Below are 24,770 nucleotides of genomic sequence, written 5' to 3'. Positions count from 1 at the left end.
GCTCTCACACAAAAGCCCCGGCTGTTGACCACTTCCTGCGAAGTGGCCAACAGCCGGGGCTTAACAATCAGGTGCTTCGAGAAAAACTTACTGCACCGAAGTAGGCAGCTTATTCACTTCGATGGCTGGGATATTGGCGCGGTAGGCGCTGTTGATGGCCAGAATGAAGACATTGGCCAGCAGGGCATTGCCGCGCGGGGTCAGGCTGTAATTGTCGAGCGAATAGAAATTGCCCCGCACCGGCTCGCCCGAATACGTCACGCCGTTCACCAGAATGCTTTCGCCCACGAAGTTGGGGAAAGCGGCGTTGGAATCGAGCGTGCGCTTGCTGTCGAGGGCAATGGGCATCTTGTAGAGCGTAGCAATGTTTTCGAGCTCGGTGTTGTGGCCGTTCACCACCAGGTTGATGCGGGCCAACTCGGTTTTGTCGAGCACGTCGGCATCGCGCACGGGGTTGCGGATGTCGCGACCGTAGGGCAGCTGCAGGGTGGTGCCGTTCACCACCACGGCGGTGCGCTGGCCGATGCGGGGCAAGGCCGTGGCCAGCACGTAGTCGTCGTTGGTGATGGCCTGGGCCGGGCCGAAGTTGAACGGGTCCTCGATGTACACGCGGGCGGTATCGCCGGCGCTGGCCTGCAGGCGGCTTTGCAGCGCCAGGCCGCGGCCCAGGCGCAGCAGCGGCAGGTTGGTGAGGGCCGGCAGGCGGGCAATCATGCCCTGGCGGCCGCCGGTGGTGAGGGCCGCCAGCACTTTACGGGCGTTGGCATTCAGCAGGGCCGTGCTGGGCAGGCCGCACTCGCCGCCGCTGCGCAGGTAGGGCAGCATGGTATCGAGCCCCAGAAAGTAGGTGAAGAACGTGGCCGAAGCGCCGGCCGTCGTTACGGCCTGCAGGTAGGTGCGGCTGTCGGCGGCCGGCAGCAGGCGCTCGAAATAAGGGTTGAAGGTGCCGCCGGGCACGGCGTTGGTGGCATTGCCCAGGCCCACGGTTTCAATCTGGCTGAGCTGCAGGCCGGGCAGGCCCAGGTTCTGGGGCAGGGTGCCGGCCGTGGCGCTGCGCGTGAGCACGCGCACCGTGTCGGGCCCGCCGCAGGCAGCCGGGCTGATAACCGTACGCACCACGGCTTGGCCGGCTACGCGCCGCACGCGGGCCAGGCCGGTAGCCGTCAGGTCCACAAACTGCAGGTAGCCCGAGCCCGTACCGTCCAGGTACGGCTGGGTGAAGGTGGCGTTGGCATTGGCGCGGCTGAACTGCTGGGCCAGCTGGTTCGGAAACGAATAGTCCTGGCTGGCATGCGTCACGCCGCCGTTGCTGAGGCCAGCGGTGTAGCTGTCGCCCACGGCCACGTAGCGGCTGGCGTCGATGCCGGTGCTGGGCGTGGGGGCATCCTGGCCGGGGGCGCAGGCCGACAGCAGCAGGGCGCTGGCCGCTCCCAGGCGGGCCCAGGTGCTAGTCGATAGCAGCGAATACATCTTCATCATGATAAAAAAGCGAAAGAGGACCGAAGAAGAAGGTACTTAAAAAGCCATGGCCACGCCCAGCGAAGCCGTTTGCACCGCCAAACGGTAGCTGCCGCCGATGTTGGCTACCTGCGCGCTAAGCGGGTTGGTGCGGGCAATGCGCTGCTGGCCGTACTCGAAGGAGTACGCGCCTTCAAGGTTGAGGCGCTGGGTGAGCTGGTACACCAGGCCGGCCGATACGCCCAGGCGGTTGGCATCGATGAACTCGGGGTTGATGAACTCGTCGCGGATGGGGGTTTCGTCGTAGCGTACGCCGGCCAGCAGCGTCAGCTTGGGGTTCACCTGGTACTCGGCCCCGATGCGGAAGGTCATGGCGTCTTCGTAGCGGCGCGGCTGGTTCACGCGGCGGGCGGGCTGGCTGCCGTTGGCGGCCAAGTCGAGCTTCAGCGAATCGAGGTTGCTCCAGCCGGTGAGGGTGAAGTCAAAGGTGAGCAGCATCTGCTTGTTGATGCGGTCGGCAATGCCCACCGAAACCACGTTGGGCAGATTGATTTGCGTGTTGAGGCCGGTGCTGGCCGGTAGCTGGGCCGCGTCGCGGGCGGGCACGCCGGCGTAGGTGCTGGTGCCGTCTTTGAGCTTGAGGTTGACCCCGGTGCGGTAGCTGATGCCGAACGAAAGGTTGTCGCCGGTGCGGCCGTACAGGCCCGCGCTCAGGCCGTAGCCCGAGCCGCTGGCGCTGAGCTGGGCATTGGCCGAGGGGTCGTCGTACTGGCCCAGCGCGCGGCGCTGCGAGTATTTGCCGTAGGCGTAGATGAACCCGACGCCGGCTCCGAAATTCTCGTTCAGCTTAAACGCCACCGTGGGCTGCACGAAGTAGGTATTGAGGCGGCTTTCCTGAATCACGGCGCGGCCCTCCCAGGTATCGGGCCACTTGGTGTGGTAGCCGTAGGGCGTGGTCAGGCTCAGGCCCAGGGTCACGCGCTTGTTCAGGGCGCGGGTGGCGTAGAAGTAGCCGCCGGGCTGCACGGCCAGCTCCTGGTCGGTGCGCTGGTAGGTGTCCTGGCCGATGAAGGAGGAGCGCCGAAGCTGGCCGATGCCGCCGAAGCTCAGGCGCGTGAGCGAGTCGCCCCACTGGCTCAGCAGGCCGGGGTTCACGCTCAGGCCCGCAATGCTGTTGATGTAGGCCGTACTGGCCCCGCCCAGGCCCAGTATCCGGGCCCCCTGCGGGCCGGTGTCAAATCCGCCGGCCGAAGCCGTCAGTCCACAGAAGACAGGAATCAGAAAAAGAAGAGGTTGACGCATACGGACGGTTTGGCGGAAAATTGGGAAACAAATGTACACAACCGCCGGCTAGCATCGCTGCTGATTCGTAAGGGAATGCCATCAAAAGGGCGCTGATTGTTTTCAGCACTCGGTTATCCGCGGAAAGGTGCTGAACAGCGTTGCTTTCGCAGTCGGCTGCCGTTCGGCTACCGCTTCACCCCGAGGCTGTCGAGCCGATGCTGGTAGCGGCGGGCATTCAGCTTGTGCTGAGCGTAGGTTTCGGCGAAGTCGGAGAAGCCGCTGCCGTCGGGACGGGCGCAGAAAAACAGGTTTTTATTATGCGCCGGCTTCAGCACGGCCAGCAGCGAGCCGGGTAGCGGCGTGGTGATGGGGCCGGGCGGCAGGCCCTTGTGGCGGTAGGTGTTGTAGGGCGAATCGACTTTTTTGTCCACGTTCAGCACGCGCTTGCGGGTGCCCAGGCCGTGCAGGGGCCACAGCAGGGTGGGGTCGGCCTGCAGGGGCTGGCCGTTGCGCAGGCGGTTAAGGTAAACGGCGGCAATAAGCGGCTTGTCGGTGGGCTGGGCCGTTTCGCGCTGCACAATGCTGGCCAGCACGCTCACCTGCGTGCGCGTCATTTTCAGCGAATCGGCCCGCTTTTGGCGTTCGGGCCGCCAGAAGCGCCGGTAGCGGGCGGCCACCGAATCGAGGAAAACCGGCGCGCTGGTGTTCCACAGCAGCCGGTACTGCCCCGGAATGAACATGGTGCGGATGGTGCAGGTATCGAGGTGGTAGCGGGCCAGCAGGCCGGCATTGTCGCCCAGCATCAATTCGAGTTTGAAGGAGTCCGTTTCGAGCCGGCCGCACACCTTGCGCGGCAGCTGCTCGATGTAATGGAAAGGCTTAAGCTCGAACTTGACCGTGTCCTGATGGCCAAACAGCAGCATCTTCACCAGGTCGATGTTGCCCATGCCGGGCTCCAGACGGTAGCGGCCGGGCTGCACGTGGGCCGGGTAGTCGTGGTGCTCGGCCACCCAGCGGAAGGTGGCCGGCTCGATGAGCAGCTCGTGTTTTTGCAGCGAATCGAGCACCGCCGCGTAGCCCGTGCCTGTGCGGATGTAGAGGTAAGCCGGCCCCTCAGCAAAGGCCGTGACGTTGGAGCGGTAAGCCACGCGCCAAGCGGCATAGCTGCCGGCGGCGACGAGCAGCGCGAGCAACAGCAGGAAGGGGAGAAGGCGGCGGGCGGGTTTGGCCAAAAGAACGGAGAATGCTTGAACCGTAAAGTTAAGGCGGTGCGTGGGAGCTTACCCCGCCACCAGCTCCGCCACGGCCGCTTCAAACGCCGCCCGCTCGGCCAGCCGCACAATTTCGGTGGGGGCCGCTGCGCGCGACTCGCAGTCGGCAATCGGGCAGCGTTCGCAGGTTTCGTTCACGATGCGGAAGGGGAGGGCCGGGTCGGCCAGGAAGCGAACGTGCTGCTTCAGGTTGTCGTCGCAGCGCAGGCCCACGGTCACGCTCAGGGCCACCTGGGTGGGGGTGCCGGCGCGGGCCAGCGTGAAGCACAGGTACTCGTCGTCGGTGCCGAAGTAGCGCGACTTCTGGGCGCCGGCCACGGTCACGGGCGCTTCGGCAGTGTCGGGCAGGGGTAGAGCGCGGGCTTCCTGCATCAGGCGCAAACTCACCCAGCGGCGGCAGTAGTGCTCGTTCAGCTCGTTGCCGTGGGGGTTGTGCAGGCGGGCCAGGTGCAGCTCCTTGGTCAGCTCGTAGGGCGCGGTGGCGTCGGCCTGGTCGAAGCGCAGGAAGAACAGGCTTTGCAGCCCGAAATGGCGCGGTAGCAGCGTGGTGAGGCGCTGCATAAACATCTCGGGGCTCACGTCGTACTGCGTCAGCAGGTTCAGCAGCAGCTCGGGCTGCCACTTTTTGGCGCCGAAAAACTTCTTCACATCGCGCAAAAGGCTTTCCTCCTCCATCAGCAGCGCCCCGGCAAAATAGGAGGCCTTGAAGTTATTCAGCACCTCATCAAACGACCGTACCTGCAGGCTGCTGCTCACGTAGGGCCGCTCCGTCAGTTTCAGATAATTGAAGGCCACCTCGCGGCCCAGCACGAAAGCCTGCTGGCCCCGGCTCAGCCCCGGCCGCAGCAGCAGGCGCTTGGTTTTGGGCTGAAACACGCTCCGCAGCCGCGCCTGAGTGGCCACGGCGTGCCGGCCCAAGGTTTCGCGGTCGAGGGTGTAACCGTATTCCTGGGTCAGCACGCGCTCCAGCTGGCCGAGGTCGAACGGCGCGGCGGTGCTCAGCTGGTGGCTGCCCACGAAGGCGCGCACGTCCTGCTCCAGGTCCTCGAAGTAGTTGTCGTGCATCTCCTGAAACGAGCGCAGCGCGGCCAGAAACAGGTGCTCCTGGCGCATTTCGTAGTTGCGCGCAATCTCGAAAATGGTGCTGATGAAGGCGTTCATCCGGGCCGGCGCGTTGGCAATCAGCTCGATGATGCGGGCCGGCTCCAGCCCGTACATCTCCAGCGGGAATTCCTTCAGCAGCTTGGAGTTCAATAGTTCACCAATGGGTTCCAGCCGGCGCGGCAGCTCCAGCGAGGTGAGCTGGTCGTAGCGCACATCGAGGGCCTTGCTCAAACTCAGAATCTTATCGGCCTTGGGGTATTTTTTGCCCTTCTCAATCTCATTGAGGTAGCTCACACTCACGTCGCAGACCCGCGCCAGCTCGGCCGGGCTCAGGCTGCGCTCCTGCCGCAGCTCGCGCAGCTTGAGGCCAAAAATGAGGCGAACGACCTGGCCGTGATTGAGCATCTTTTGATGTGAAAATGAGGCGATGTGGAAACGGGAGAAATTTATTTTGGTCGGAGTAGCAACTGCTTGCCGCCGCAAAAAGCCGTTTCAAGCCGCAATGGCACAATTTAAAATCGAACCAACGGGGAGGCAAAGGTAAGGGCAGAAGCAAATTTTCTGATTTTAGCGAATATTCGCTAAATATTTAAATTCGCTTCACTATGTTTGTATTGGTCGCGGTGCAAGAGAAGTGAGAGCAAGCCGCCCAAGGATATTTTCCCATTTCCCTATTCCCACATTTTCACATCATAAAGTATGACTTTCACCGACGTTGCCCCCGCCCCGACGCCCACCTACCTCACCCCCGAGCGGGTGAAAGTCCTTGGTACCTATTCGCCGGCCTTTGCCGAAATTCTTACGCCCTCGGCCCTGGCCTTCGTGGCTGAGCTGCACCGCCGCTTCGACGGCACCCGTCGGGCCCTGTTGGCCCGTCGCGCCGAGCGCCAGGCCAATTTCGCCGCCGGCATCCTGCCCGATTTTCTGCCCGAAACCCAGCGCCTGCGCGAGCAGGAATGGACCGTGGCACCGCTGCCGTCGGACCTGCTTGACCGCCGCGTGGAAATCACCGGCCCCGTGGAGCGCAAGATGATTATCAACGCGCTGAACTCCGGGGCCAGCGTGTTCATGGCCGATTTGGAGGACTCGAATGCCCCGACCTGGGACAACGTCATCCAGGGCCAGCTTAACCTGCGCGATGCCGTGCGCCGCACTATCTCGCTCAGCACGCCCACCAAGGAGTATAAGCTGAACGAGAAAACTGCTGTGCTCATGGTGCGACCGCGCGGCTGGCACTTGCTTGAGAAGCACATTCTGGTCGATGGCGAGCCCATCAGTGCCGCGCTACTGGACTTTGGGCTCTATTATTTCCACAACGCCCACGAGCTGTGCGCCCGCGGCACCGGCCCGTATTTCTACCTGCCCAAGCTCGAAAGCCACCTCGAAGCCCGGCTCTGGAACGACGTATTTGGCTTCGCCCAATGGTCGCTGAAACAGCCGAAGTGCGTTATCAAAGCCACCGTGCTGATTGAAACCCTGCCGGCCGCTTTCGAGCTGAACGAAATTCTATACGAACTGCGCGAGCACAGCGCGGGCCTGAATTGCGGGCGCTGGGACTACATTTTCAGCTACATCAAGCGCCTGGGTTTGAACCCGGAGTTCCGGCTGCCCAACCGCGCCGAGGTGACGATGACTGTGCCCTTCATGGCCGCGTACTCGGCGCTGGTGGTGCAAACCTGCCACCGCCGGGGTGTGCATGCAATCGGCGGCATGGCTGCCCAGATTCCCATCAAGAACGACCCCGCCGCCAACGATGTGGCCCTGGAGAAAGTGCGCCAGGATAAAATCCGCGAAGCCACCAACGGCCACGACGGCACCTGGGTGGCGCACCCCGGCCTGGTGCCGGTGGCGCTGGAAGTCTTCAACCGCCTCATGCCCGGCCCCAACCAAATCGAAAATAAGCGCCCCGATGTGCATGTGACGGCCGCCGATTTGGTGAAAGCCCCACAAGGCAACATTACCGAAGACGGCTTGAAGCTGAACATCGACGTAGCCATTCAATACCTGGCCTCGTGGCTGGGCGGCAACGGCTGCGTGCCGATTTATAACCTGATGGAGGACGCCGCCACGGCCGAAATCAGCCGGGCGCAGGTGTGGCAGTGGCTGCACACACCGGGCACCACGCTGGCCGATGGCCGCTCCATGACTACCGAGCTTTACCGCTCGCTGGTGCCCGGGCAGCTGGAGAAAATCAAAGCGCTGGTAGGGGAAGAGGCTTTTGAAAATGGCCATTTCGTGGCAGCAGCCCGCCTTTTCGATAAGCTGGTGATGAGCCCGCAGTTCATCGAATTCCTGACCGTACCGGCCTACGAGCAGCTGACGTAAGCCGATTTGGCGTCTTCTGCTGGCCGCAGTCTAAGCGCAGCGACGACTGCGAGTCCATTGTAAAGCGAGTTTGCAACTCGCTAATAGTTTGGCCATTGATGGCCGCGCTGCGGCCGTGAGTTGCAAACTCACTTCACGTCCGGCGCTCAGTCGTCGCTACGCTTAGACTGCGGCCAGCGGCAACTGCCCGCCATTCCAACCTAATCCTCATAAAAAAAAGCCGCCCTACAGGCAGCTCGGTACCTCTTTGCCCAATTCCAACCGTCCACCATTCAACCCAATTCCCATGAAAACGCACACCCAACGCGCCGCCGAAATTGCCCTCGACTGGGCCCACAATCCCCGCTGGATTGGCATCCAGCGCCCATACTCGCCCGCCGATGTGGTGAAGCTGCAGGGCTCCGTGCACATCGAATACTCGCTGGCGCGGCAGGGAGCCGAGCGGCTCTGGGAACTGCTGCACACCCGCGAGTACGTGGCCGGGCTGGGCGCGCTCACCGGCAACCAAGCCGTGCAGGAGGTGCAGGCCGGGCTGCTGGCCATCTACCTCAGCGGCTGGCAGGTGGCGGCCGATGCCAACGGCGCCGGCCACATGTACCCCGACCAAAGCCTGTACCCCGTCGACAGCGTGCCGGCCGTGGTGCGTCGCATCAACAACGCCCTGCTGCGGGCCGACCAGATACAGCACCTCGACGGGCGGAGCGACGTGCATTACCTCGCGCCCATCGTGGCAGATGCCGAGGCTGGCTTTGGGGGCAACCTGAATGCGTTTGAGCTGATGAAGATGATGATTGAGGCCGGGGCCGCCGGCGTGCACTTTGAAGACCAATTATCCTCAGCCAAAAAGTGCGGCCACCTGGGCGGCAAGGTGCTGGTGCCCACGCAGGAAGCCATCAACAAGCTGGTGGCGGCCCGGCTGGCCGCCGATGTGCTGGGCGTGCCCACGCTCATTGTGGCCCGCACCGATGCCGACGCGGCCGACCTGCTCACCGCCGACGTGGACCCGCGCGACCAGCCCTTCATTTTGCAGGAGGCCGAGCGCACCAGCGAAGGCTTCTATCGCATCCGCTGCGGCGTGGAGGCCGGCATTGCGCGCGGCCTGGCCTACGCGCCCTACGCCGACCTCATCTGGATGGAAACCTCGCACCCCGACTTGGGCGATGCCCGCAAATTTGCGGAGGCCGTTCACGCTAAATTCCCCGGCAAGCTATTGGCTTATAACTGCTCGCCGTCCTTCAACTGGGCTTCGAAGCTGAGCGTGGAGCAGATGGAAACCTTCCGCGAAGAGCTGGCCGCGCTGGGCTATAAGTTTCAGTTTATCACGCTGGCCGGCTTCCACGCCCTCAATACCAGCATGTTCGAATTGGCCCAGGCCTACCGCCAGCGCGGTATGGCCGGCTATTCGGAGTTGCAGGAACGGGAATTTGCGCTGGCGAAAGACGGCTACCAGGCCGTGAAGCACCAGTCTTTCGTGGGCACCGGCTACTTCGATGCCGTGCAGAATGTGGTGACCAGCAACCAGACCAGCACTGCCGCCTTAGTGGGCAGCACGGAGGAGGCGCAGTTTTAGGAACAGTAACAGTCCGGCTGGAAATCAGCACGTCATGCTGAGCGCAGTCGAAGCATCTCTACCGCGCAACTAATCAATTTTAGTATTGCGTTAGAGATGCTTCGGCTACGCTCAGCATGACGTGCTGCTTTCTGTTCTTACGCTAGCCCGCAAACGGCCCTTCAATCGAAGCGTAATCCTCTCCGTGCTTCGCGGCCGAATCCTTCAGCAACTGCTGCTGCCAGGGGCGCAGGGCGTGCTCGGTGCCCAGCTCGATGATGTCGGCGATGAGGCGGTTGCTGAGCACCATGTTGGCCATGGTGCTGCCGTGGTCGGCGGCCAGGTGCCCTTTTAGGGCCATGAGCAAGGCTTCGCGGGCATCGGCGCGGGCGGCGGCGGGACCGTTGAGGCGGCGGCGGAACGGGAACTTGCGCTGCTCGGCCGGAATGGGGGCGTCGGGCTCCAAATCGGTGGTTCCGATGGCCAGCAGCTGCTCGGCGTAGGGCGAGCGTTTCAGCTCGGGGTGCAGGCCGTTGGCGGTGCGCAGCTGCAGCGCGGTTTCGATGGGGTTGCGGGTGAGCTCGGCCAGCCGGTCGTTGCTGAGCACGTGGTAGGGCGGGCGGTCGAGCTGCCGGGCCACGGCATCGCGCAGCATATAGAGCTCACGGAAAACGGGCATTTCCTGACTCGAAATCTTGTATTTGGCGGCGTTGCGCGACCACGGGCGCGGGTCGTCGCGGCCGTAGCGCACGGCTTCGAGGGCCAGGTTTTCCTGGGCGGCCCAGTCGGCGCGGCCCAGCTCCTGCAGGCGGGCGCTGAGGCGGTCGGTGAGCTCGAACAAGTAGAGCACGTCATTGGCGGCGTATTCCTTCTGGGCTTCGGTGAGCGGGCGCTTCAGCCAGTTCGATTTCTGCTCGCCTTTGTCGACTTCAAAGCCCAACTCAGCCTGAATGAGGCGGCCCAGCGAAATATTATTGTCCTCGGCGGCCAGCAGCGTAAACTGCACGCTGGTATCCACGATGTTGAGGCAGTTCACGCTGAACACCTCATCGAGCAACAGAATGTCGGATTTGCAGGAGTGAAACACCTTGGCCACGGCGGGGTCGCGCAGCACGGCGAACAGCGGCTCCAAATCGGCGGCCATGTTGGGCAGCGGCAGCGGGTCAATCAGGTACACCTCCTGGCCGTCAAACACCTGAATCAGCGCCAGATGCCGGCCGTAGCGGTGGCGCATGTCGTCAAATTCCAGGTCGATGCCAATGCGGGGCGAGGTGGCGAAGTGCGCGGCGGCGGTGGCCACGGCCTCGGCGGTGGTCAGGTAATGAATGGTGGGCATTGAAGCGGAAAGCAGAACGAAGGAGGCCGCCCGGAGACGGGCCCGAAGGTAAGAACGGTAAAGGTAGGCACGCCCCGCGCCAACCCGGTCGGCGGCCATTGTGCATTTTGGGCCGCCGGGCCGCCGCTACTTGTCGCCCAGCAGCAGTTGCGGCACCGCGCCGCGCCCGCCGCCCATGATGATGACCTTGGCGTTGGGCGAAGTGGCAATGGCCTGGTTGGCCTTGATGGTTTCGTACTGCAGCAGCTTGTCGCTGAGCTCGGTGTTCACAATGCGCTGGTAATCGGCAATGCCTTGGGCCTCCACGCGTTTGCGCTCGGCTTCCTGCTTTTCCTTTTGCAGCACAAACTGCATTTTCTGCGCGTCCTGCTCGGCCGAAATCTTGCTCTCGATGCTGGCCTTCACCGATTGCGGCAGCTGAATGTTGCGAATCAGGAGCTGGTCGAGCTGCAGGCCGTTGGTGCGAAAATCCTTCTCGATGGCGGCCAGAATGCGGGTCTGAAACTCCTCGCGGCGCGTCGAGTACAGCGCCACGGCATCGTAGTACACGGCGTTGTCGCGGATGCGGGTGCGCGAGATGGCCCGCACAATTTTTTCCTGATAGTCTTCGCCGATGGTGGCCAGAATTTTGGGTGCCTGCGTCGGTACTACATGGTAAAGCACGGTAAGGTCGATAACGACCTCCAAGCCATCGGCCGAGAGCACGCGAATGGCGTCGTCGCCGGCCTGCGCGCCCTCGCCGTGCTGCGCCGACATGGTGTAGTTCTGCGTGCGGGTGTCGAAGCGCGTCACGTCCACCAGCGGGTTCACCACGCTCAGGCCGGGGGGCAGCACCCGCGGCCGCACCTGCCCAAACAGCGTTTGCACGCCCACCTGGCCCACGCCCACCTGCACCACCGTGCTCAGGGCCAGCCCCAGCAGCAGAAACGCGCCGCCCAGAAAAATCAGCCCGCCGCGCAGCCGCTCCAGCCGCTCCGAAAACCGCGAGGCATTCAGGCCCAGCACCAGAATGATAAAACCAAGGACGACGAGGAACATGGGAAAGGGAGAAAAATAAGGGTTGAGGGGAATGGCCTGTCATCCTGAGCGCAGCGCAGGACCCTATCGCGGTTGTGTGATGTCGTTCAGCGCTAACGGAGGCCCTGCGCTGCGTTCAGGATGACAGGCCCGGCGGTGTTTATTCGTTCTCGTCGGTTTCGAAATCCAGGGTGCGGGCCAGGTCCACGCCTTCCTGGGCAATTTCTTCGAGCAGTTCGGGGGCGTCGGCATCGAGGGTGCGGCCGAAGAGGTTGAGCAATTCCTCGCCTTCCTCGTTCACGTAGAGGTTTTCGTAGAGGCGGTCGAATAGCCGGGCCTCGCGGCCCACGATGCGGTCGATGTCCTCCGGCGAGCGGGCTTCGCTCAGGGCGCGGTGCAGCACGTCGAGCACCTGGCGGCTCTCGTCGTGGTCGCCGAGTTCCGATACCAGTTTGAGCAGGCTCATGGCCAGGCCCAGCCGCACCTGCTCGAAGCGAAAGGGCAGCTGCGCGGGCGGCGCGGCGCGGAGCTGGTCGTAGGCGCGCAGGGCAGTAGGCGTGAGGTAATATTTCACGTCGTTGGGAGCCGTGAAGGCGAGGTGCAGAAGCTGTTCGTAAGGTGTCATAGTAAAAGCAGCGGTTGGGCCCGCAACCGGGGCGGCAGGCGTGCGTAGGCGAAAAGGCGCAAGGTACGCGCTGGCTACAGCCCCGGGTATCAATCGCCGGAGACGTTGTGGCATTACACCCATCCTTTCTAACTATTCTTTCCGATGACGCACAAAGCAAAATGGCTTCTATTTGCCCCGGCCGGTCTGGCCGTAATTGGTGCGGGCGCCAGCATGGTGCACTGGGCCGGCAGCCTGAAAGACCAGCAGGCCCCCACCTCGAAATGGCTGGCCGCCGGCACGGCCGCGCTAGTGGTTTTCAATGCGGGCATCAGCCTGTTTGGGCGCGGCGTGGTCGAAAAGGTGCTGCACGAAGTGCGCGAAAAACCCCAGCCGCACCAGAATTAGTCCTGTGCGACTTTTTAGGTGCAACGCAGGAAAAAAGCTCCAACAAAAAAAGACCCCGGCCGTGGCCGGGGTCTTTCTGGAAATACGGAAAGGAACAGTTCTTGGAAAGGACTATTCGGTTTTGGCTTCGGCTTTCTGGGTAACCTCTACCGTTTTGTTGCCTACTTTGTTGGCACCGCGTTTCACGGCGTGGCCGGTTTTCTTGGCGCCGCGCTTGATGGCGCTGCCGGTTTTGTGAGCTACGTTGCCCGCAGCGTCTTTGGTGTTATCGATGGCCTGGCCAGCGTTGGTTTTGCCGGTTTTGGTTACCACTTTGGTGGTGCCGTTGTCGCGTACTTTCACTTCGGTCGAAGGCGTAGTCTGGGCGAAAGCGGTGGTGGCGAATGCCGACAGGGCGAGGAACAGAGTTGCTTTTTTCATGGGTTTGTCAGAAAGAAAAAGGGTTTGTGGGGCCTTGTACGGCCCCCTTTAGCAAAGGTTATTGCTACTACCGTGCCACATTGACCAAGCTTGCCGCCAACTGCCAGCTGGGCGCTACGGCAGCAGCAACGAACTGTCGCCGTAGCTCAGGAAGCGATAATCGTGCGCCAGGGCGTGCTCGTACACCGCGCGCCAATCAGGCCCCAGCAGGGCGGCCACCAGCAGCAGCAGCGTACTCTCGGGCTGGTGAAAATTGGTGATGAGCCCCTGCACCAGCCGAATGCGGTAGCCGGGCGCGATAAGCAGACGCGTGCTGGCCTCCAGCGTGTCGGTGCCCCGGGCTTCGAGGTAGTTCAGCAAGGCTGTCAGCGCGGCCTCCGGGCTAATGCTGGCGGCGGCTTCGGCCTGCTCGTAGGGTTGCCACTGCGTCACGAGCAGCTCGCCGGTGGCATCTGGGTTTAGCAGCAAGCCGGCGCCCAGCCAGTACAGCGTTTCCAGGGTGCGCAGGCTGGTGGTGCCCACGGCGATAACCGGCCGCGGCCGGTGCGCCAGTAACTGGCGCAGCAGCGCCGCCGTCACAATAATGGGCTCGGTATGCATGGGGTGGTCGGCCATGCGCTCGGCTTTCACCGGCTGGAAGGTGCCCGCGCCCACGTGCAGCGTCACGTGACCGGTGGCGAAGCCGCGGGCTTGCAACTCGGTCAGGATTTCGGGGGTGAAGTGCAGGCCAGCGGTGGGCGCGGCTACGGCGCCTTCGGCAGCGGCGTACACGGTTTGGTAGCGCACGGCGTCGGCGGCGGTATCGGGCCGGTCGATGTAGGGCGGCAGGGGCAGGTGGCCGGCTGCGCGCAACACCTCGGCAAACGGCAACTCGGCCGGCTCCCAGCGGAAATCGATTAGGGCAGTACCGGCTTCCTGGGCCTGGCGCAAGGCGTGCAGCGTGGCCTTTATCCCCTCGGTGGTTTCAAATTCGAGGCTCACCGGGCCTTCCTTCCAGCGGCGACCGTTGCCCACCAGGCAGCGCCAGGTGCAGTGGCCGGTTTGCTGCAAGGCCAGCTCCAGGCTGCGGTGCGGGGCCACGGGCTCGAGGCAGAACAGCTCGACCTGACCGCCGGTAGGGCGTCGGGCCAGCAGCCGCGCCCGCACCACGCGGGTATCGTTGAAGATGAGCAGCGCCCCCGCCGGCAGTTCGCCGGGCAGGTCGCGGAAGGTTCGGTCGCTGATAACGCCGCTGCGGCTCACCAGCAGGCGGCTGGCGGCGCGGTCGGGCAGGGGCTCGGGCGCAATGCGGTTGGCCGAAAGCGGGTAGGTGAAATCGTGAATGGCAAGCTGGCGCGGGTCGGGGTTCATGCCGCAAAGGTCGGATTGGGAGTAGTTAAAAGTTGAGGGTTAAAAGTTAAAAAGCCCGCCTGACGATTCAGGCGGGCTTTTTAACTTTTAACCCTCAACTTTTAACTAGAGTCCACTACTTCCGGAACAGCAGCAGGTGCTGCTGCGGTAGCGTTTCAATGGAATCGGTCAAAATCAACCCTATGGCGGCCATTTCCTTGCGGGCCTGTCTAATGCTCATTTTGTGAATGCGCTTGATGGGCACGTTGGGGTCTTCGGCCCGGTACTCGACCAGCGCCAGGCGGCCGGTGCCGGGCCGCAGCGCCCGCCGGATGGCGCGGCCCATCTCGCGCGGATGGTCGAACTCGTGGTAGGCATCCACGATGAGCACCACGTCGACGCTGTCGGCCGGCAGGGCGGGGTTGGTGGTGCTGCCCAGCACCGGGCGCACGTTGCGGATTTTCAGCTTCTGCTTGTTTTCCTGCAGCGCGGCAATCATTTCGGGCTGAATGTCGACGGCCAGCACTTCGCCCCGCGGCACCCGCTTGGCCAGCTGAAACGAGAAAAAACCCGTGCCCGCGCCAATGTCGGCCACCACATCGGTCGTCTTCAGCTTCAGCTCGCGCAGCAACAGGTCGGTGCCTTCTTCCTGGCGGCGGCCGCTGCGCTCGAGCCAGCTGGCGCCTTCGTGGCCCATCACATGGGCAATCTGGCGGCCCAGGTAGTAGGTGCCGATGCCGTTGGGGTCGCGCGGGGCGGCGGTTTCGTAGCCGGTGGTATCGGCAGTGGCCACGGCGGTCGAGAGGCGGCGCTCGCCCACCAGCGAGGTGCGGCTTTCAACGGGCATCTGGGTGCAGCCAAAAGCCAGCAGGCCCATGCCCAAACCGATACCTACAACCCCAAAGGCCCGCTGCGGGGCCGCAAAACAATCATTCATACGAAGCGCAAGTAAGCACATTTGCTGGCCTCAACAACAGTCGGCGGCCGTGCGTTCAGCCACGGGCGGCGGGCGCCGACGACCATCAACCCGGCTTTTTAACCCGAAAAATTCCGCCTGAAAGTAGCCGAAACCGTATTGGGCCCGTAGAACCGCTAAATCAATTTATTACCCCTGCACCCATGAAAAACCACTTCTCCACTGTCAGTAAGCTAGTTGCCGCTGTCGTTTGCGCCCTCTCGCTGGGCAGCTGCAGCCGTGCCGAGTACGCCATGCTGCCCAAGGGCGCTTCGTACCACGGCGTAGCCCGGGCGGCTACGCCGGTTCCGGTAGCTCCGGCGGCTGCTGTTGCGCAAAACAAAACGCTTGCAGCGGCTCCGGCTCCGGTTGCTGCGTCCACTGCCCGCATTGCCCCGAAAACTGAAACTGCCGCAGCCCCGGTGCCCGCCGCAGCCACAGCGCCGGCTGCCAAATCGGTGGCAACCGAAACGCTGGTTACCAGCAACGCTGCCGTAGCTACTGCGCCGGCCGCCGCCCCCGTCAAGCTCAACCTGCTGCAGCGCATGGCCCTCAGCAAGGTGAGCAAGAAGCTCGAAAAGGCTTCCCACAAAACCACTTTCACCCGCCACGAAAACACGGCCAATACGGCGCGCCTCGACGGCAAGCTGCGCCAGGGCCTGATTCTGCTGCTGGTGGGCTTGCTCGTGGGCATCGTGGGCGGCGCTGTGGGCGGCACCATTGGCGGTATTATCGGCCTGTTGGGGCTTATTCTGGCCATCATCGGCATTGTGCTCATCATCCTCTACCTGCTCGACGAGTTGTAGGCCACCTGCCAGCTCCCGACTTCAAAAAAGCCCCGTTGCATACGCAGCGGGGCTTTTTTGATGAAACAACTTGAAGCTACATCGGGTCCACATCAGCCACGAGGCGGGCCTGGCGGAATTCCTTCTGGTCCTTCACCACATCCATCGCCTCGCAAATCAGCTGCTTGGCCTGCTTAAGCACGGTGTGGGCGCGGTCGAGCTTGATGGTGATTTCCTGCAGATAGAAATTACGAATCCGGAAGATGTAAGGGGCTTCGGGCCCCAGCACGGCGGCGCGGCCCAGGCGCTCCACCAGCTCCTGCGTGAGCAGAATAGCCGCCGCCTCGCCCACACTTTGGTCGATGTGCTTCACCGTCATTTTGATGATGCGCATAAACGGCGGGTAGCCGTGTTCGTGGCGCTGCACAATTTCATAGTTGTAGAACTCGAGGTAATCGTTGCGGATGACTTTGTCGAAAATCACCTGCGTCGGGTCGGCCGTCTGAATAATGACTTTGCCTTTTTTGCCCTTGCGCCCCGCCCGGCCGCTCACCTGCACAAACATCTGGTAGGCGCGCTCGTGCGCCCGGAAATCGGGGTAGTGGATGATGCTGTCGGCGTTGATGATGCCCACGAGGCTCACATTGGCAAAGTCGAGGCCCTTGGTCACCATCTGGGTGCCTACCAGCACGTTGGTGGCCTGCTTCTCGAAGTCGGCAATGATTTGCTGGTAGCTGTTTTTGGCGCGGGTGGTGTCCAGGTCCATGCGCTGGATGTTGGCCTGCGGGAGCATGATTTTGAGGTCGTCCTCAATCTTCTCGGTGCCGAAGCCCTGGGTTTTCACGGCGCGCGAGCCGCAGGCGGGGCACTTGGTCACCATGCTGTCGTGGTAGCCGCAGTAGTGGCAGCGCAACTCGTGGCTGTGCTTGTGGTAGCTCAGGCTCACGGCGCAGTTGGTGCACTTGGGTATCCAGCCGCAGTCCTGGCAGGCCACCACGGGCGCGTAGCCGCGCCGGTTCTGAAACAGAATCACCTGCTCCTTGCGGCCCAGCGTGCGCTCCACTTCGCCCAGCAAATCGGCGGTGAAGTGGTTGTGCATGGTTTTCTGCTCGCGGGCCTTGCGGGTGTCCACCAATTCAATATCGGGCATGCCGGCCTCGCCGAAGCGCTTGGTGAGCGAAACCAGTCCGTAGCGGCCCTGCTTGGCCTGGTAATAGGTTTCGACGGCCGGCGTGGCCGAGCCCAGCAGCGTTTTGGCGCCCTGGAAGTTGGCCATCATCAGGGCCACCTCGCGGGCGTTGTAGCGCGGGGCGGGGTCGTACTGCTTATAGCTCGATTCGTGCTCCTCGTCCACAATGATGAGAGCGAGGTTATCAAACGGCAAAAACACCGCCGAGCGCACGCCCACCACCACCTGAAACCGGCCCGAGAGCACGCCGTTCCATACCTCCACCCGCTCGTTGTCGGAGAATTTGGAGTGGTACACGCCCAGCCGTGAGCCAAATACGCGCATCAGGCGCGTCACTATCTGAGCGGTAAGAGCGATTTCGGGCAGTAAGTAGAGCACCTGCCCGCCGCCATCCATGGCCTTGCGAATCAGGTCGATGTAGATTTCGGTTTTGCCCGCGCCCGTCACGCCGTGCAGCAGCACGATTTCGCGCTCTCCGAAGTGGGCCATTATTTCATCGCGCGCCGTGGTCTGGGCTTCGGTGAGCGAGAAGTGCATCTGAATGGCGCCCTCGTTTTCGAGCGGAAAGCGGCTCACAATCTGGTCGAACTGCTCCAGCACGCCGTTTTTGATGAGCGTATTCACCGCCGAGGCCGAAAGGTGCGGGCTGCTGCTGAGGTAGGCTTTTTCGATGCCGGCCTGATTGGCGTGCTCGTTCTGGTACACGGGCACGCGCTGCATGTACTTCATCAGCACATCGAGCTGCTTGGGCTTGCTGGTGAGCTGCTCAAACAACTGCTCCAGCGAGGCTTCCGACACAAAATGATGCGCCAGCCGTACCTTCTTCACCACCTTGGGCGCGTACTTATCGGCCGTGTGCTCAAACAGGAAAATCACGTCCTTGTGCATCAAGGATTTGATAACCTTGTGGAAGGACGTGATGCCCAGCAGGTCGCCCACTTCGGTAAACGTCAAGGCTTTGCCATCTTCCACCACGCCCAGCGCATCCACAATCAGCTCCTCCTGCGCCGAAAGCGGGTATTCATTGTCCTCGCGCGAAAAGCCCGGGTGCAGCTGAATGCGCGACTCCGAGCTGAGCTTGAGCGCCGAGGGCAGCGCCGCGTTTATCACCTCGCCAATGGTGCAGAGGTAGTAGTCGGCCATCCAGCGGAACAGCTTGAGCTGCGGCTGCGTGACGACAGGGGCGTCGTCGATGAATTCGAGAATATATTTGGCCTGATACTCTTTGGGCGCGGTTTCGTGCACGGCCGCCACGATGCAGCTAAGCGTCTTTTTGGCGCCAAACTGCACGATGACCCGGCCCCCAATTACCACGTTGTCGTTCAGCTCGTACGGCACCCGATAAGTGTAGAGCCGGGGCAGCGGCAGGGGCAGAATAACGTCGGCAAACAGCGTCACCCGGTCGGGCGCGGGCACAGGGGCAGCAGCGGCGGGGGAAATAAAATCAAGCGTGAGACTCAAAACCGGAATAGCGTAGGGGCGGATAGTAAAGATAAGCCGGGCGCACGGGGTAATTGCGCGGCTGTAGCGTGAACTCTGCGAGTCCGCGTGTGGTGGGACAGTTCGATAAATATTCCAGCTACGCGCGGACTCGCAGAGTCCACGCTACAGCCTTACCGCAACCATGCTACAGCGCCGTCAGCGCGTCGGCCACGCCGTACACCGGGGCCTGGCAGGCGTAGTTGCGGCACACATGCACGGCCGTGCGCCCGTCTATGGACGTAGGCAGCAGCTTCAGCAACGGCAGGCCCGAGGCTTCTTCGGTGCCGGCCAGCACCGTATCAAACAGAAATTTGCGGCTGATTTCCTCCCGAAATTCCTCCACGTCCGGGCCTTGAATAGCAATTTCGGCCCCAGGCCGCAGCAGCGCCGCGTAGAGCGAGGCCCAGTTGGTGAGGTGCTGCGGCTCTTTCACCACGAGGTGGCGCAGCTGCAACAGCATTTCTACCGCTAAATCGGTGTAATGCGCCTTTTCGAGGTGGCGGCCCAGACGGCGCAGGTTGTGCGCCATGATGGAATTGGAAGCCGGAATCACATTATCGAACAACTCTTTTTTGCGGGCAATGAGCGGTTCGGCGCGGCTGTCTGTATAGAAAAACAGCGTTTCGGCCGGGTCGAAGAAATTGGCCAGCACGTATTCGGTCAGCACTTCGGCCTCGCGCAGCCACTTTTCGGCGAAGGTTACTTCGTAGAGGCTGATGTAGGCCTGAATAACCAGGGCATAATCTTCCAAAAATCCGTTAATGCTGGCGCGGCCGTCTTTACAGGTCCGGAACAGGCCCGCCCCGTCGCGCAGGTTGGCTTCGATGAAGCGGGCGTTGTGCTCGGCCATCACCAGGAATTCGGGCTCGCCGAAGGCCCGGTAGGCATCCGTCAGGCCTTGCAGCATCAGCGCATTCCAGCCGGTGAGGACTTTATCGTCGAGGCCGGGGCGCACGCGGGTAGCGCGCACAGCCATTATTTTCTGCTTCCAGCCCGCTACCAGTTCGGGCAGCACACCGGGCGCCAGCTGGTGGGCAGCGGCAAACGCCTCGTCGGTTTCGCGGCGGTGCAGGATGTTGCGGCCGTGCTCCCAGTTGCCGGCGGCCGTGCAGTTGTAGTAGTCGGAAAACAGCGGCTCCTCATCGCCCAGAATCTGGCGCAGTTCCTCTTTCGTAAAAACGTAGAATTTACCTTCCTCACCCTCGCTGTCGGCATCGAGCGATGAGTAAAAGCCACCCTCGGCATTCGTCAATTCCAGTCGGATGAATTCGATGGTATCATACACCGTTTCCCGAAAAAGTTCGTCCTGCGTTAGCTGAAAAGCTTCGCTGTAGAGGCTCACCAGTTGGCCATTATCATACAGCATCTTCTCAAAATGCGGAGCCAGCCACTCGCCATCCACCGAGTAGCGGGCGAAACCGCCGTGCACCTGGTCGTAAATGCCGCCCCAAGCCATTTCGCGCAGCGTCAGTACCGCCTGTTCCAATACCGCTTTGCTGCCGCTGATGGCGTGCGCCCGCAGCAGAAACCGCCAGATGCTGGGCATCGGGAATTTCGGGGCGCGGTTCATGCCGCCGCGCTCGCGGTCAAAATTCGTGCTTAGGTTGTACACCAGCAGCTTGAATTCCTCCTCGGAAACGCCGGCCGGGCCGGTTTCGGGGGCTACGCCGATGGCATTCAGCGCCGTATAATCGGCTTCCTGGGCGGCATTGCGGTTGTGGCCGCCGTATTTGGCCAGCTCACTCTTGCCAATTACCTCCATAAACCGCTCGGCCGACTGCTCCAGCTCGGCGCGGTGCTCGCCGGCGTAAGCCTGGCCGATGTTGGTCAACAGCTTGGTCCAGTTGCCCTGCGGGAAGTAGGTGCCGCCGTAAAAAGGCTTCGCATCCGCCGTCAGAAACACGTTCAGCGGCCAGCCGCCCTGCAGGCCCATGGCGTGCAGTGCATCCATGTAAATCTGGTCCACGTCGGGCCGCTCCTCGCGGTCGACTTTAATGCAGACGAAATGCGCGTTCATCACCGCCGCCACGGCCTCGTTCTCAAACGACTCGCGCTCCATCACGTGGCACCAGTGGCAGGCCGCGTAGCCGATGCTCACCAGAATGGGCTTCTGCTCGGCCTGAGCGCGGTTTAGCGCCTCGGTGCCCCACGGGTACCAATCCACCGGGTTGTGGGCGTGCTGTTGCAGGTAAGGGCTGGTTTCCTGAGCAAGGCGGTTGGTATGCGAAGCAGCGTGGGCCATAAACGGATGGAGTAGGGGAGGTACTGAAACACCAAACCCGGCGAAAAAGGCCGGGCTTGGGAAGGAATTAACGCAAGAGGCCGAATATCAGCCGCAAATTCTGTTAGCCTACGAAGCTGACTTTTTCGACGCCTTCGCTTTTGCACCGTCGGCTTTAGCCGGCGCGGCAGCCTTGGCCACTTTCGGGGCGGCCTTTTTCGCGGCTGGTTTTGGAGCAGTTTTGGGTGCGGCGACCGGTTGCTCGGCGGCTGCCGCGGCGGTTTTGACCGCCTTCGTGGGCGCTTTCGGCGATGCCTTTGCTGCGGCAGCTGCTTTTGGCGCTGGTTTCGCAGCAGTGGTTTTTGCGGCCGGTTTTACCGCCGGGGCTGCTGGTTTAGGGCTTGCCGGGGCTTTTCGAGTCGATTTCGCCGTAGCCGGCTGGCTGGCTGCTGCAGGTTGCGGGGCCGCTACAACCGGCTTCGGAACAGTTGCTGAAGCAGCTTTAGTGGTTGCCGGCGCTTTGGCTACGCCTTTCTTGGTGGCAGCTTTAGCGGTAGTCGCCGCCGTGGGAGCTGCAAAGGCAGCTGTTGCGGCTTCCGGCGTTACTTCCGGGGTAGCAGCAGCTTTGGCCGCCGCCTTGCTCACTTTGGCTTTTTTCACCGGCTGGGCAGCATTCAGGGGCAGTGCTTCAGCCGTAGCTGCCGAAGTCGCTGGAGCTTGCGGGGCAGTCGGCGCGGTTGGGCTTTCAGCCTCAGCCGCCGGTGTAGTCGCTGAAGGCGCTTTCGTACCGCGTCCTTTAGATGTGACCGGCTTAGCCGGCGAAGCTACCCGGCTGGCTTTCACCGGAGCAGTAGGCTCAACCAACGAAGCCGATGAGCCCATAAGCCGTCCAGCCGCTACCTGCGTGCGCACCACCGAGGCATCCATCACCGGAATCACCGGCGTGTCAACGTCTGGTTTCACTGTGCGCCCGCCCACCATTGCCCGGCTCTTGCGCTTCGAGGGCTTTGCGGCCTTTGGTGCAACTGGCATTGCGACTTGGCCGGATTCCGAAGCCGAAGTATCCGACGGGGCCGATACCAATACCACCGGCGTCGCGGCCACGGCACCAGCTACGCCAGGTACTGGCAACGTCGCTACGGGCTCAGCCTGCGGCCGACGATTATCGCGCTGGTTATCGTTGCGGGCCGCATTCAGGGTTTCCTGGTCTACAACTGCCTCTACTGCCCCGCGCGGAGCAGCAATCAGCGTGGCGCTCTGGTCAGTTTCTCCCGATTCAGGCATCGCGGGACGGTTGCCTTTTTTCTTCTTGCGATTCCGGTTTTTACGCGAAGATGAGACCGGTACCGACTGCTCCGAATCAGCCGTTGCTTCAGTCGAAGCAGCTGAGTCTTCAGAGGCTTCGGCGGTAGCATCCATCGCCGGAATTGCTGGGGCGGCAAACAGTGGCACTCGAGCTATGCCCCGGCCACCCTCGTGCCGGTCACGGCGCGGTTCCCGTCCCTCGGCAGCGGTCGTTGGGGTTTCCGGCACTGGTGCAACAGTTGCTGTGTTGCCAGCGGCTAGGGCAGCGGCTTCCAAAGCTGCTTCTGCTGCTGGTAGCTGGCCTTCGTTCAGGCCCATTTCGGCGGCTAGCCGCAATGCATGCTTGCGCGCCGTGCGCTTGGCACCGCCCCGCGAGCGGCGTTTCTTCTTGCGGCCCGCTTCCAAAGCTGCCGCATCAGCGGCTGCATCGGGAGCCCCCACAGTAACTTCCGGAGCCGAAGCCACCGGCGCTAAATTAACCGAAGCCAATTCCGTAAGGAAGGGCTGCTGAACAAATTCATCCGCTTCGCCAAAGCTGGCGGCCTGAAACTGCTCGATTTCGCTGGGCTGCACGGCCTGGCCCTTGCCGCGGCCATCGCGCCGCCCACGCTCGGGCCGTGCCGCTCGCTGCGCCCGGAATTCTTCCGGCGACAAGCGCGGCGGACGGCCGGAATTAGCAGCAGACGGTTCCGTATGAGCCGCGTCGTTGGCGGAAATTGCTGTTAGCGGAGAAGTAGCCACAGCAGACGCGCCTTCGCCAATATCAATCCGCTCCTCATCGTCCTCCGGCTCCGGTACAGGCGCAGGCTGAACAGGCAGGGGCAGGGCGTCCAGACGGGCGCGCACGGTACGCAACTCATCAGCCACATCGATTTTGCGCAAGCTAAGCTGCTCCAGCTTTTCGCGGGTGCTTTCCAGAAACTGACGGTGCTCGGGCGCGCCTTCGTGCAGCGGGCGATGGCCCAGCGACTGCCGCACCGCCGTCCACTCCTTGCGGAAGCGGCCGAAATCGGCATCGAAATACGTGCGGGCAAACTTGTCCCAGATGTAATCCTCGGCCACTTCCGATGGATGCAGCATATCGGCCGCGTAAAAGCGGTAGTCGCGCAGGTCATCAGTCAGCAGCTCGAACGCCGGGAAGTAGGCCACGCCTGGCAGCAAATCACTCACAATGTGCGTCGCCACGCGCAGCACCGACTTGCTCACCGAATTCAGCGGCAGCGTGTCTTTCAAATGCCGTACCGGGCTCACCGTCAAAACGAAGCGCAAATCAGGGTTGATGCGACGCAGGTAAGCGTGCGTCTCAGCCAGGGCGTTGATGATTTCATCCGGCGTCAGCAGTTCGCGCACGAACAGGTCAGCGGGCTGCTTGTGGCAGTTGCTCACCAGCTCGCCGGTTTCGCGCAGGCGGTAGGCCCAGGCGGTGCCCAGCGTTAGCAGCACGAGGTCGGTGTTGCGCAGGAATTCGCCCGTCTGGCGCACCACTTCCTGAATGTATTGGAGCAATTCCACCGGCGAGTCGGCGCCCACGCTGCCGTGCAGGTCGTAGCTCTGCCAGCGGCCGCGGGCCTGCACCAAGTGCTGCTGCCAGTCCACTTCCTCGCCAGCGGCCGCGCGCAGCAACCGCGCCAGCGCCAGCGGCTGAAACACGGTGCCAAACGGATTCACCCGCGTTTCTACCTTGTGGGCCGCCAGCCGCGCGCCGATGCTGTCGGCGAAGCACGAGCCCATCGTCAGCACCCGCGCCGTGCGCGGCAGCTGCCCGGCGGCCGGGGCAATTGTCAATTCAGTTCTAAACATTAAAGCAAAAATAGCCCGTAACCGGGCACGCGCCCGAAAACCGGAATAAAAAAAGCCCCGCCAGCAGGCGGGGCTTTCTCAATCGAGCGAAGAAACCGAAACTACTCGGCTACTACGCGGAAGTTAATCGTGTGCTTCACTTCCTTGTGCAGGTTAGCCGTAGCGGTGTAGTCGCCAGCCGAAGTCGGCTCCTGGTCGAACGACAAACGCTTGCGGTCGATGTCCACACCCTTGGCTTTCAGCGCTTCGGCCAATTGCAGGGTGGTTACGCGACCAAAGATTTTGCCGCTCTCGCCCACCTTGGCGGGGATTTCCAGCACCATGCCACCAACCTGGTCAGCAATGGCCTGGGCGTCACCTTTGATTTTGTCGGCTTTGTGAGCGGCCTGGCGCACGTTCTCGGCCGTGATTTTCTTGTTCGTCTTGTCGGCCAGCATGGCCAGACCCTGCGGCAGCAGGAAGTTACGGCCGTAACCCGATTTCACGGTCACGATGTCGTTCTTGTACCCGAGGCCCTTAACGTCGTCTTTGAGGATGATTTCCATGTCGGAGAGAATTAGGAATTATAAATTATGAATTATAAATGCCAGACCAAATAAATCGGCCCAAGCATTAACATTTATAATTTATAATTCAAAATTTATAATTTATTTCAAAGCGTCGGCTACGTACGGCATCAGGGCGAGGTGGCGGGCCTTAGCGATAGCCTGGGTCACTTTGCGCTGGAATTTCAGGCTGGTGCCGGTGAGGCGACGGGGCAGCACGCGGCCCTGTTCGTTCACAAACTTCAGCAGGAAGTTCGGGTCTTTGTAGTCCACGTACTTAATGCCGTTCTTCTTGAAGCGGCAGTATTTCTTGCGGTTGTCCTGGGGCTTGTTGTTAGCCGACCGGTCGTTGTTGCGGTTGAATGCGGGAGATGCCATTGTCG

General features: G+C 62.2%; 19 protein-coding genes. 4 read left to right on the top strand and 15 right to left on the bottom strand.

Annotation, left to right across the window (positions count from 1 at the left end):
* Positions 1-87: 87 nt before the first annotated feature.
* From MON38_RS03705 to MON38_RS03690, 4 genes are all read right to left on the bottom strand, one after another.
* Positions 88-1,479: a hypothetical protein gene (locus tag MON38_RS03705; RefSeq protein ID WP_241934781.1), complete on the bottom strand. Its 1,392-nt coding sequence runs from the start codon at positions 1,477-1,479 to the stop codon at positions 88-90.
* A gap of 36 nt (positions 1,480-1,515) precedes the next feature.
* Entirely contained in the window at positions 1,516-2,760 is a 1,245-nt protein-coding gene (locus MON38_RS03700) for an OmpP1/FadL family transporter (protein WP_241934780.1), read from the bottom strand.
* A 167-nt stretch (positions 2,761-2,927) separates the two neighbouring features.
* The gene (gene mltG, locus MON38_RS03695) at positions 2,928-3,974 is read right to left on the bottom strand and encodes an endolytic transglycosylase MltG (protein WP_241934779.1); all 1,047 of its coding nucleotides are present in this window, start codon (positions 3,972-3,974) and stop codon (positions 2,928-2,930) included.
* A 48-nt stretch (positions 3,975-4,022) separates the two neighbouring features.
* Positions 4,023-5,522 (bottom strand): helix-turn-helix domain-containing protein, encoded by a 1,500-nt coding sequence (locus MON38_RS03690; RefSeq protein ID WP_241934778.1) that lies wholly within the window; start codon positions 5,520-5,522, stop codon positions 4,023-4,025.
* Between the two features lie 294 nt (positions 5,523-5,816).
* On the opposite strand from MON38_RS03690, the gene aceB reads away from it, so the two are divergent.
* Complete coding sequence (gene aceB / locus MON38_RS03685) at positions 5,817-7,442, top strand: malate synthase A (RefSeq protein WP_241934777.1); 1,626 nt, start codon at positions 5,817-5,819, stop codon at positions 7,440-7,442.
* A gap of 286 nt (positions 7,443-7,728) precedes the next feature.
* Complete coding sequence (aceA, locus tag MON38_RS03680; protein WP_241934776.1) at positions 7,729-9,012, top strand: isocitrate lyase; 1,284 nt, start codon at positions 7,729-7,731, stop codon at positions 9,010-9,012.
* A 142-nt stretch (positions 9,013-9,154) separates the two neighbouring features.
* On the opposite strand, the gene MON38_RS03675 is transcribed toward aceA, so the two are convergent.
* The 3 genes from MON38_RS03675 to MON38_RS03665 all read right to left on the bottom strand — a co-directional run bounded on the left by MON38_RS03675 (position 9,155) and on the right by MON38_RS03665 (position 11,969).
* On the bottom strand, positions 9,155-10,327 hold the full coding sequence (locus MON38_RS03675) for a ribonuclease D (RefSeq protein ID WP_241934775.1): 1,173 nt from the start codon (positions 10,325-10,327) through the stop codon (positions 9,155-9,157).
* A 126-nt stretch (positions 10,328-10,453) separates the two neighbouring features.
* Positions 10,454-11,365 (bottom strand): prohibitin family protein, encoded by a 912-nt coding sequence (locus MON38_RS03670; RefSeq protein ID WP_241934774.1) that lies wholly within the window; start codon positions 11,363-11,365, stop codon positions 10,454-10,456.
* Positions 11,366-11,504: 139 nt separating this feature from the next.
* Positions 11,505-11,969 carry a hypothetical protein gene (locus tag MON38_RS03665; protein ID WP_241934773.1) on the bottom strand — a complete coding sequence of 155 codons (465 nt, stop codon included), beginning with the start codon at positions 11,967-11,969 and terminating at the stop codon, positions 11,505-11,507.
* A gap of 144 nt (positions 11,970-12,113) precedes the next feature.
* Between MON38_RS03665 and MON38_RS03660 the strand changes: the two genes are divergently transcribed.
* Positions 12,114-12,356, top strand: coding sequence for a hypothetical protein (locus MON38_RS03660; RefSeq protein WP_241934772.1), 243 nt, complete (start codon positions 12,114-12,116; stop codon positions 12,354-12,356).
* A 111-nt stretch (positions 12,357-12,467) separates the two neighbouring features.
* Here the strand turns inward: MON38_RS03660 and MON38_RS03655 are convergent, their stop codons facing one another.
* The 3 genes from MON38_RS03655 to MON38_RS03645 form a co-directional block, all read right to left on the bottom strand.
* On the bottom strand, positions 12,468-12,776 hold the full coding sequence (locus tag MON38_RS03655; protein ID WP_241934771.1) for a hypothetical protein: 309 nt from the start codon (positions 12,774-12,776) through the stop codon (positions 12,468-12,470).
* A gap of 114 nt (positions 12,777-12,890) precedes the next feature.
* Positions 12,891-14,126, bottom strand: a complete 1,236-nt coding sequence (locus tag MON38_RS03650) for an S-adenosylmethionine:tRNA ribosyltransferase-isomerase (protein WP_241934770.1) — start codon at positions 14,124-14,126, stop codon at positions 12,891-12,893.
* A gap of 115 nt (positions 14,127-14,241) precedes the next feature.
* Positions 14,242-15,042, bottom strand: coding sequence for a class I SAM-dependent methyltransferase (locus tag MON38_RS03645; protein ID WP_241934769.1), 801 nt, complete (start codon positions 15,040-15,042; stop codon positions 14,242-14,244).
* Positions 15,043-15,224: 182 nt separating this feature from the next.
* On the opposite strand from MON38_RS03645, the gene MON38_RS03640 reads away from it, so the two are divergent.
* Positions 15,225-15,866 carry a hypothetical protein gene (locus tag MON38_RS03640; protein WP_241934768.1) on the top strand — a complete coding sequence of 214 codons (642 nt, stop codon included), beginning with the start codon at positions 15,225-15,227 and terminating at the stop codon, positions 15,864-15,866.
* Positions 15,867-15,942: 76 nt separating this feature from the next.
* On the opposite strand, the gene priA is transcribed toward MON38_RS03640, so the two are convergent.
* The 5 genes from priA to rpsR all read right to left on the bottom strand — a co-directional run bounded on the left by priA (position 15,943) and on the right by rpsR (position 24,765).
* On the bottom strand, positions 15,943-18,495 hold the full coding sequence (priA, locus tag MON38_RS03635) for a replication restart helicase PriA (protein ID WP_241934767.1): 2,553 nt from the start codon (positions 18,493-18,495) through the stop codon (positions 15,943-15,945).
* Between the two features lie 166 nt (positions 18,496-18,661).
* Positions 18,662-20,758, bottom strand: coding sequence for a thioredoxin domain-containing protein (locus tag MON38_RS03630; protein ID WP_241934766.1), 2,097 nt, complete (start codon positions 20,756-20,758; stop codon positions 18,662-18,664).
* Positions 20,759-20,866: 108 nt separating this feature from the next.
* Positions 20,867-23,842 (bottom strand): GSCFA domain-containing protein, encoded by a 2,976-nt coding sequence (locus MON38_RS03625; RefSeq protein WP_241934765.1) that lies wholly within the window; start codon positions 23,840-23,842, stop codon positions 20,867-20,869.
* 101 nt (positions 23,843-23,943) lie between these two features.
* Entirely contained in the window at positions 23,944-24,387 is a 444-nt protein-coding gene (rplI, locus tag MON38_RS03620; RefSeq protein WP_241934764.1) for a 50S ribosomal protein L9, read from the bottom strand.
* 102 nt (positions 24,388-24,489) lie between these two features.
* Positions 24,490-24,765 carry a 30S ribosomal protein S18 gene (gene rpsR / locus MON38_RS03615; protein ID WP_241934763.1) on the bottom strand — a complete coding sequence of 92 codons (276 nt, stop codon included), beginning with the start codon at positions 24,763-24,765 and terminating at the stop codon, positions 24,490-24,492.
* Positions 24,766-24,770: the final 5 nt, after the last annotated feature.

This window comes from Hymenobacter cyanobacteriorum (assembly GCF_022631375.1).
In the GTDB taxonomy this organism is placed as follows: domain Bacteria; phylum Bacteroidota; class Bacteroidia; order Cytophagales; family Hymenobacteraceae; genus Hymenobacter; species Hymenobacter cyanobacteriorum.
The sequence above is the reverse complement of the archived record's forward strand: the minus strand, read 5'-3'. Positions and strand labels throughout refer to the sequence as shown.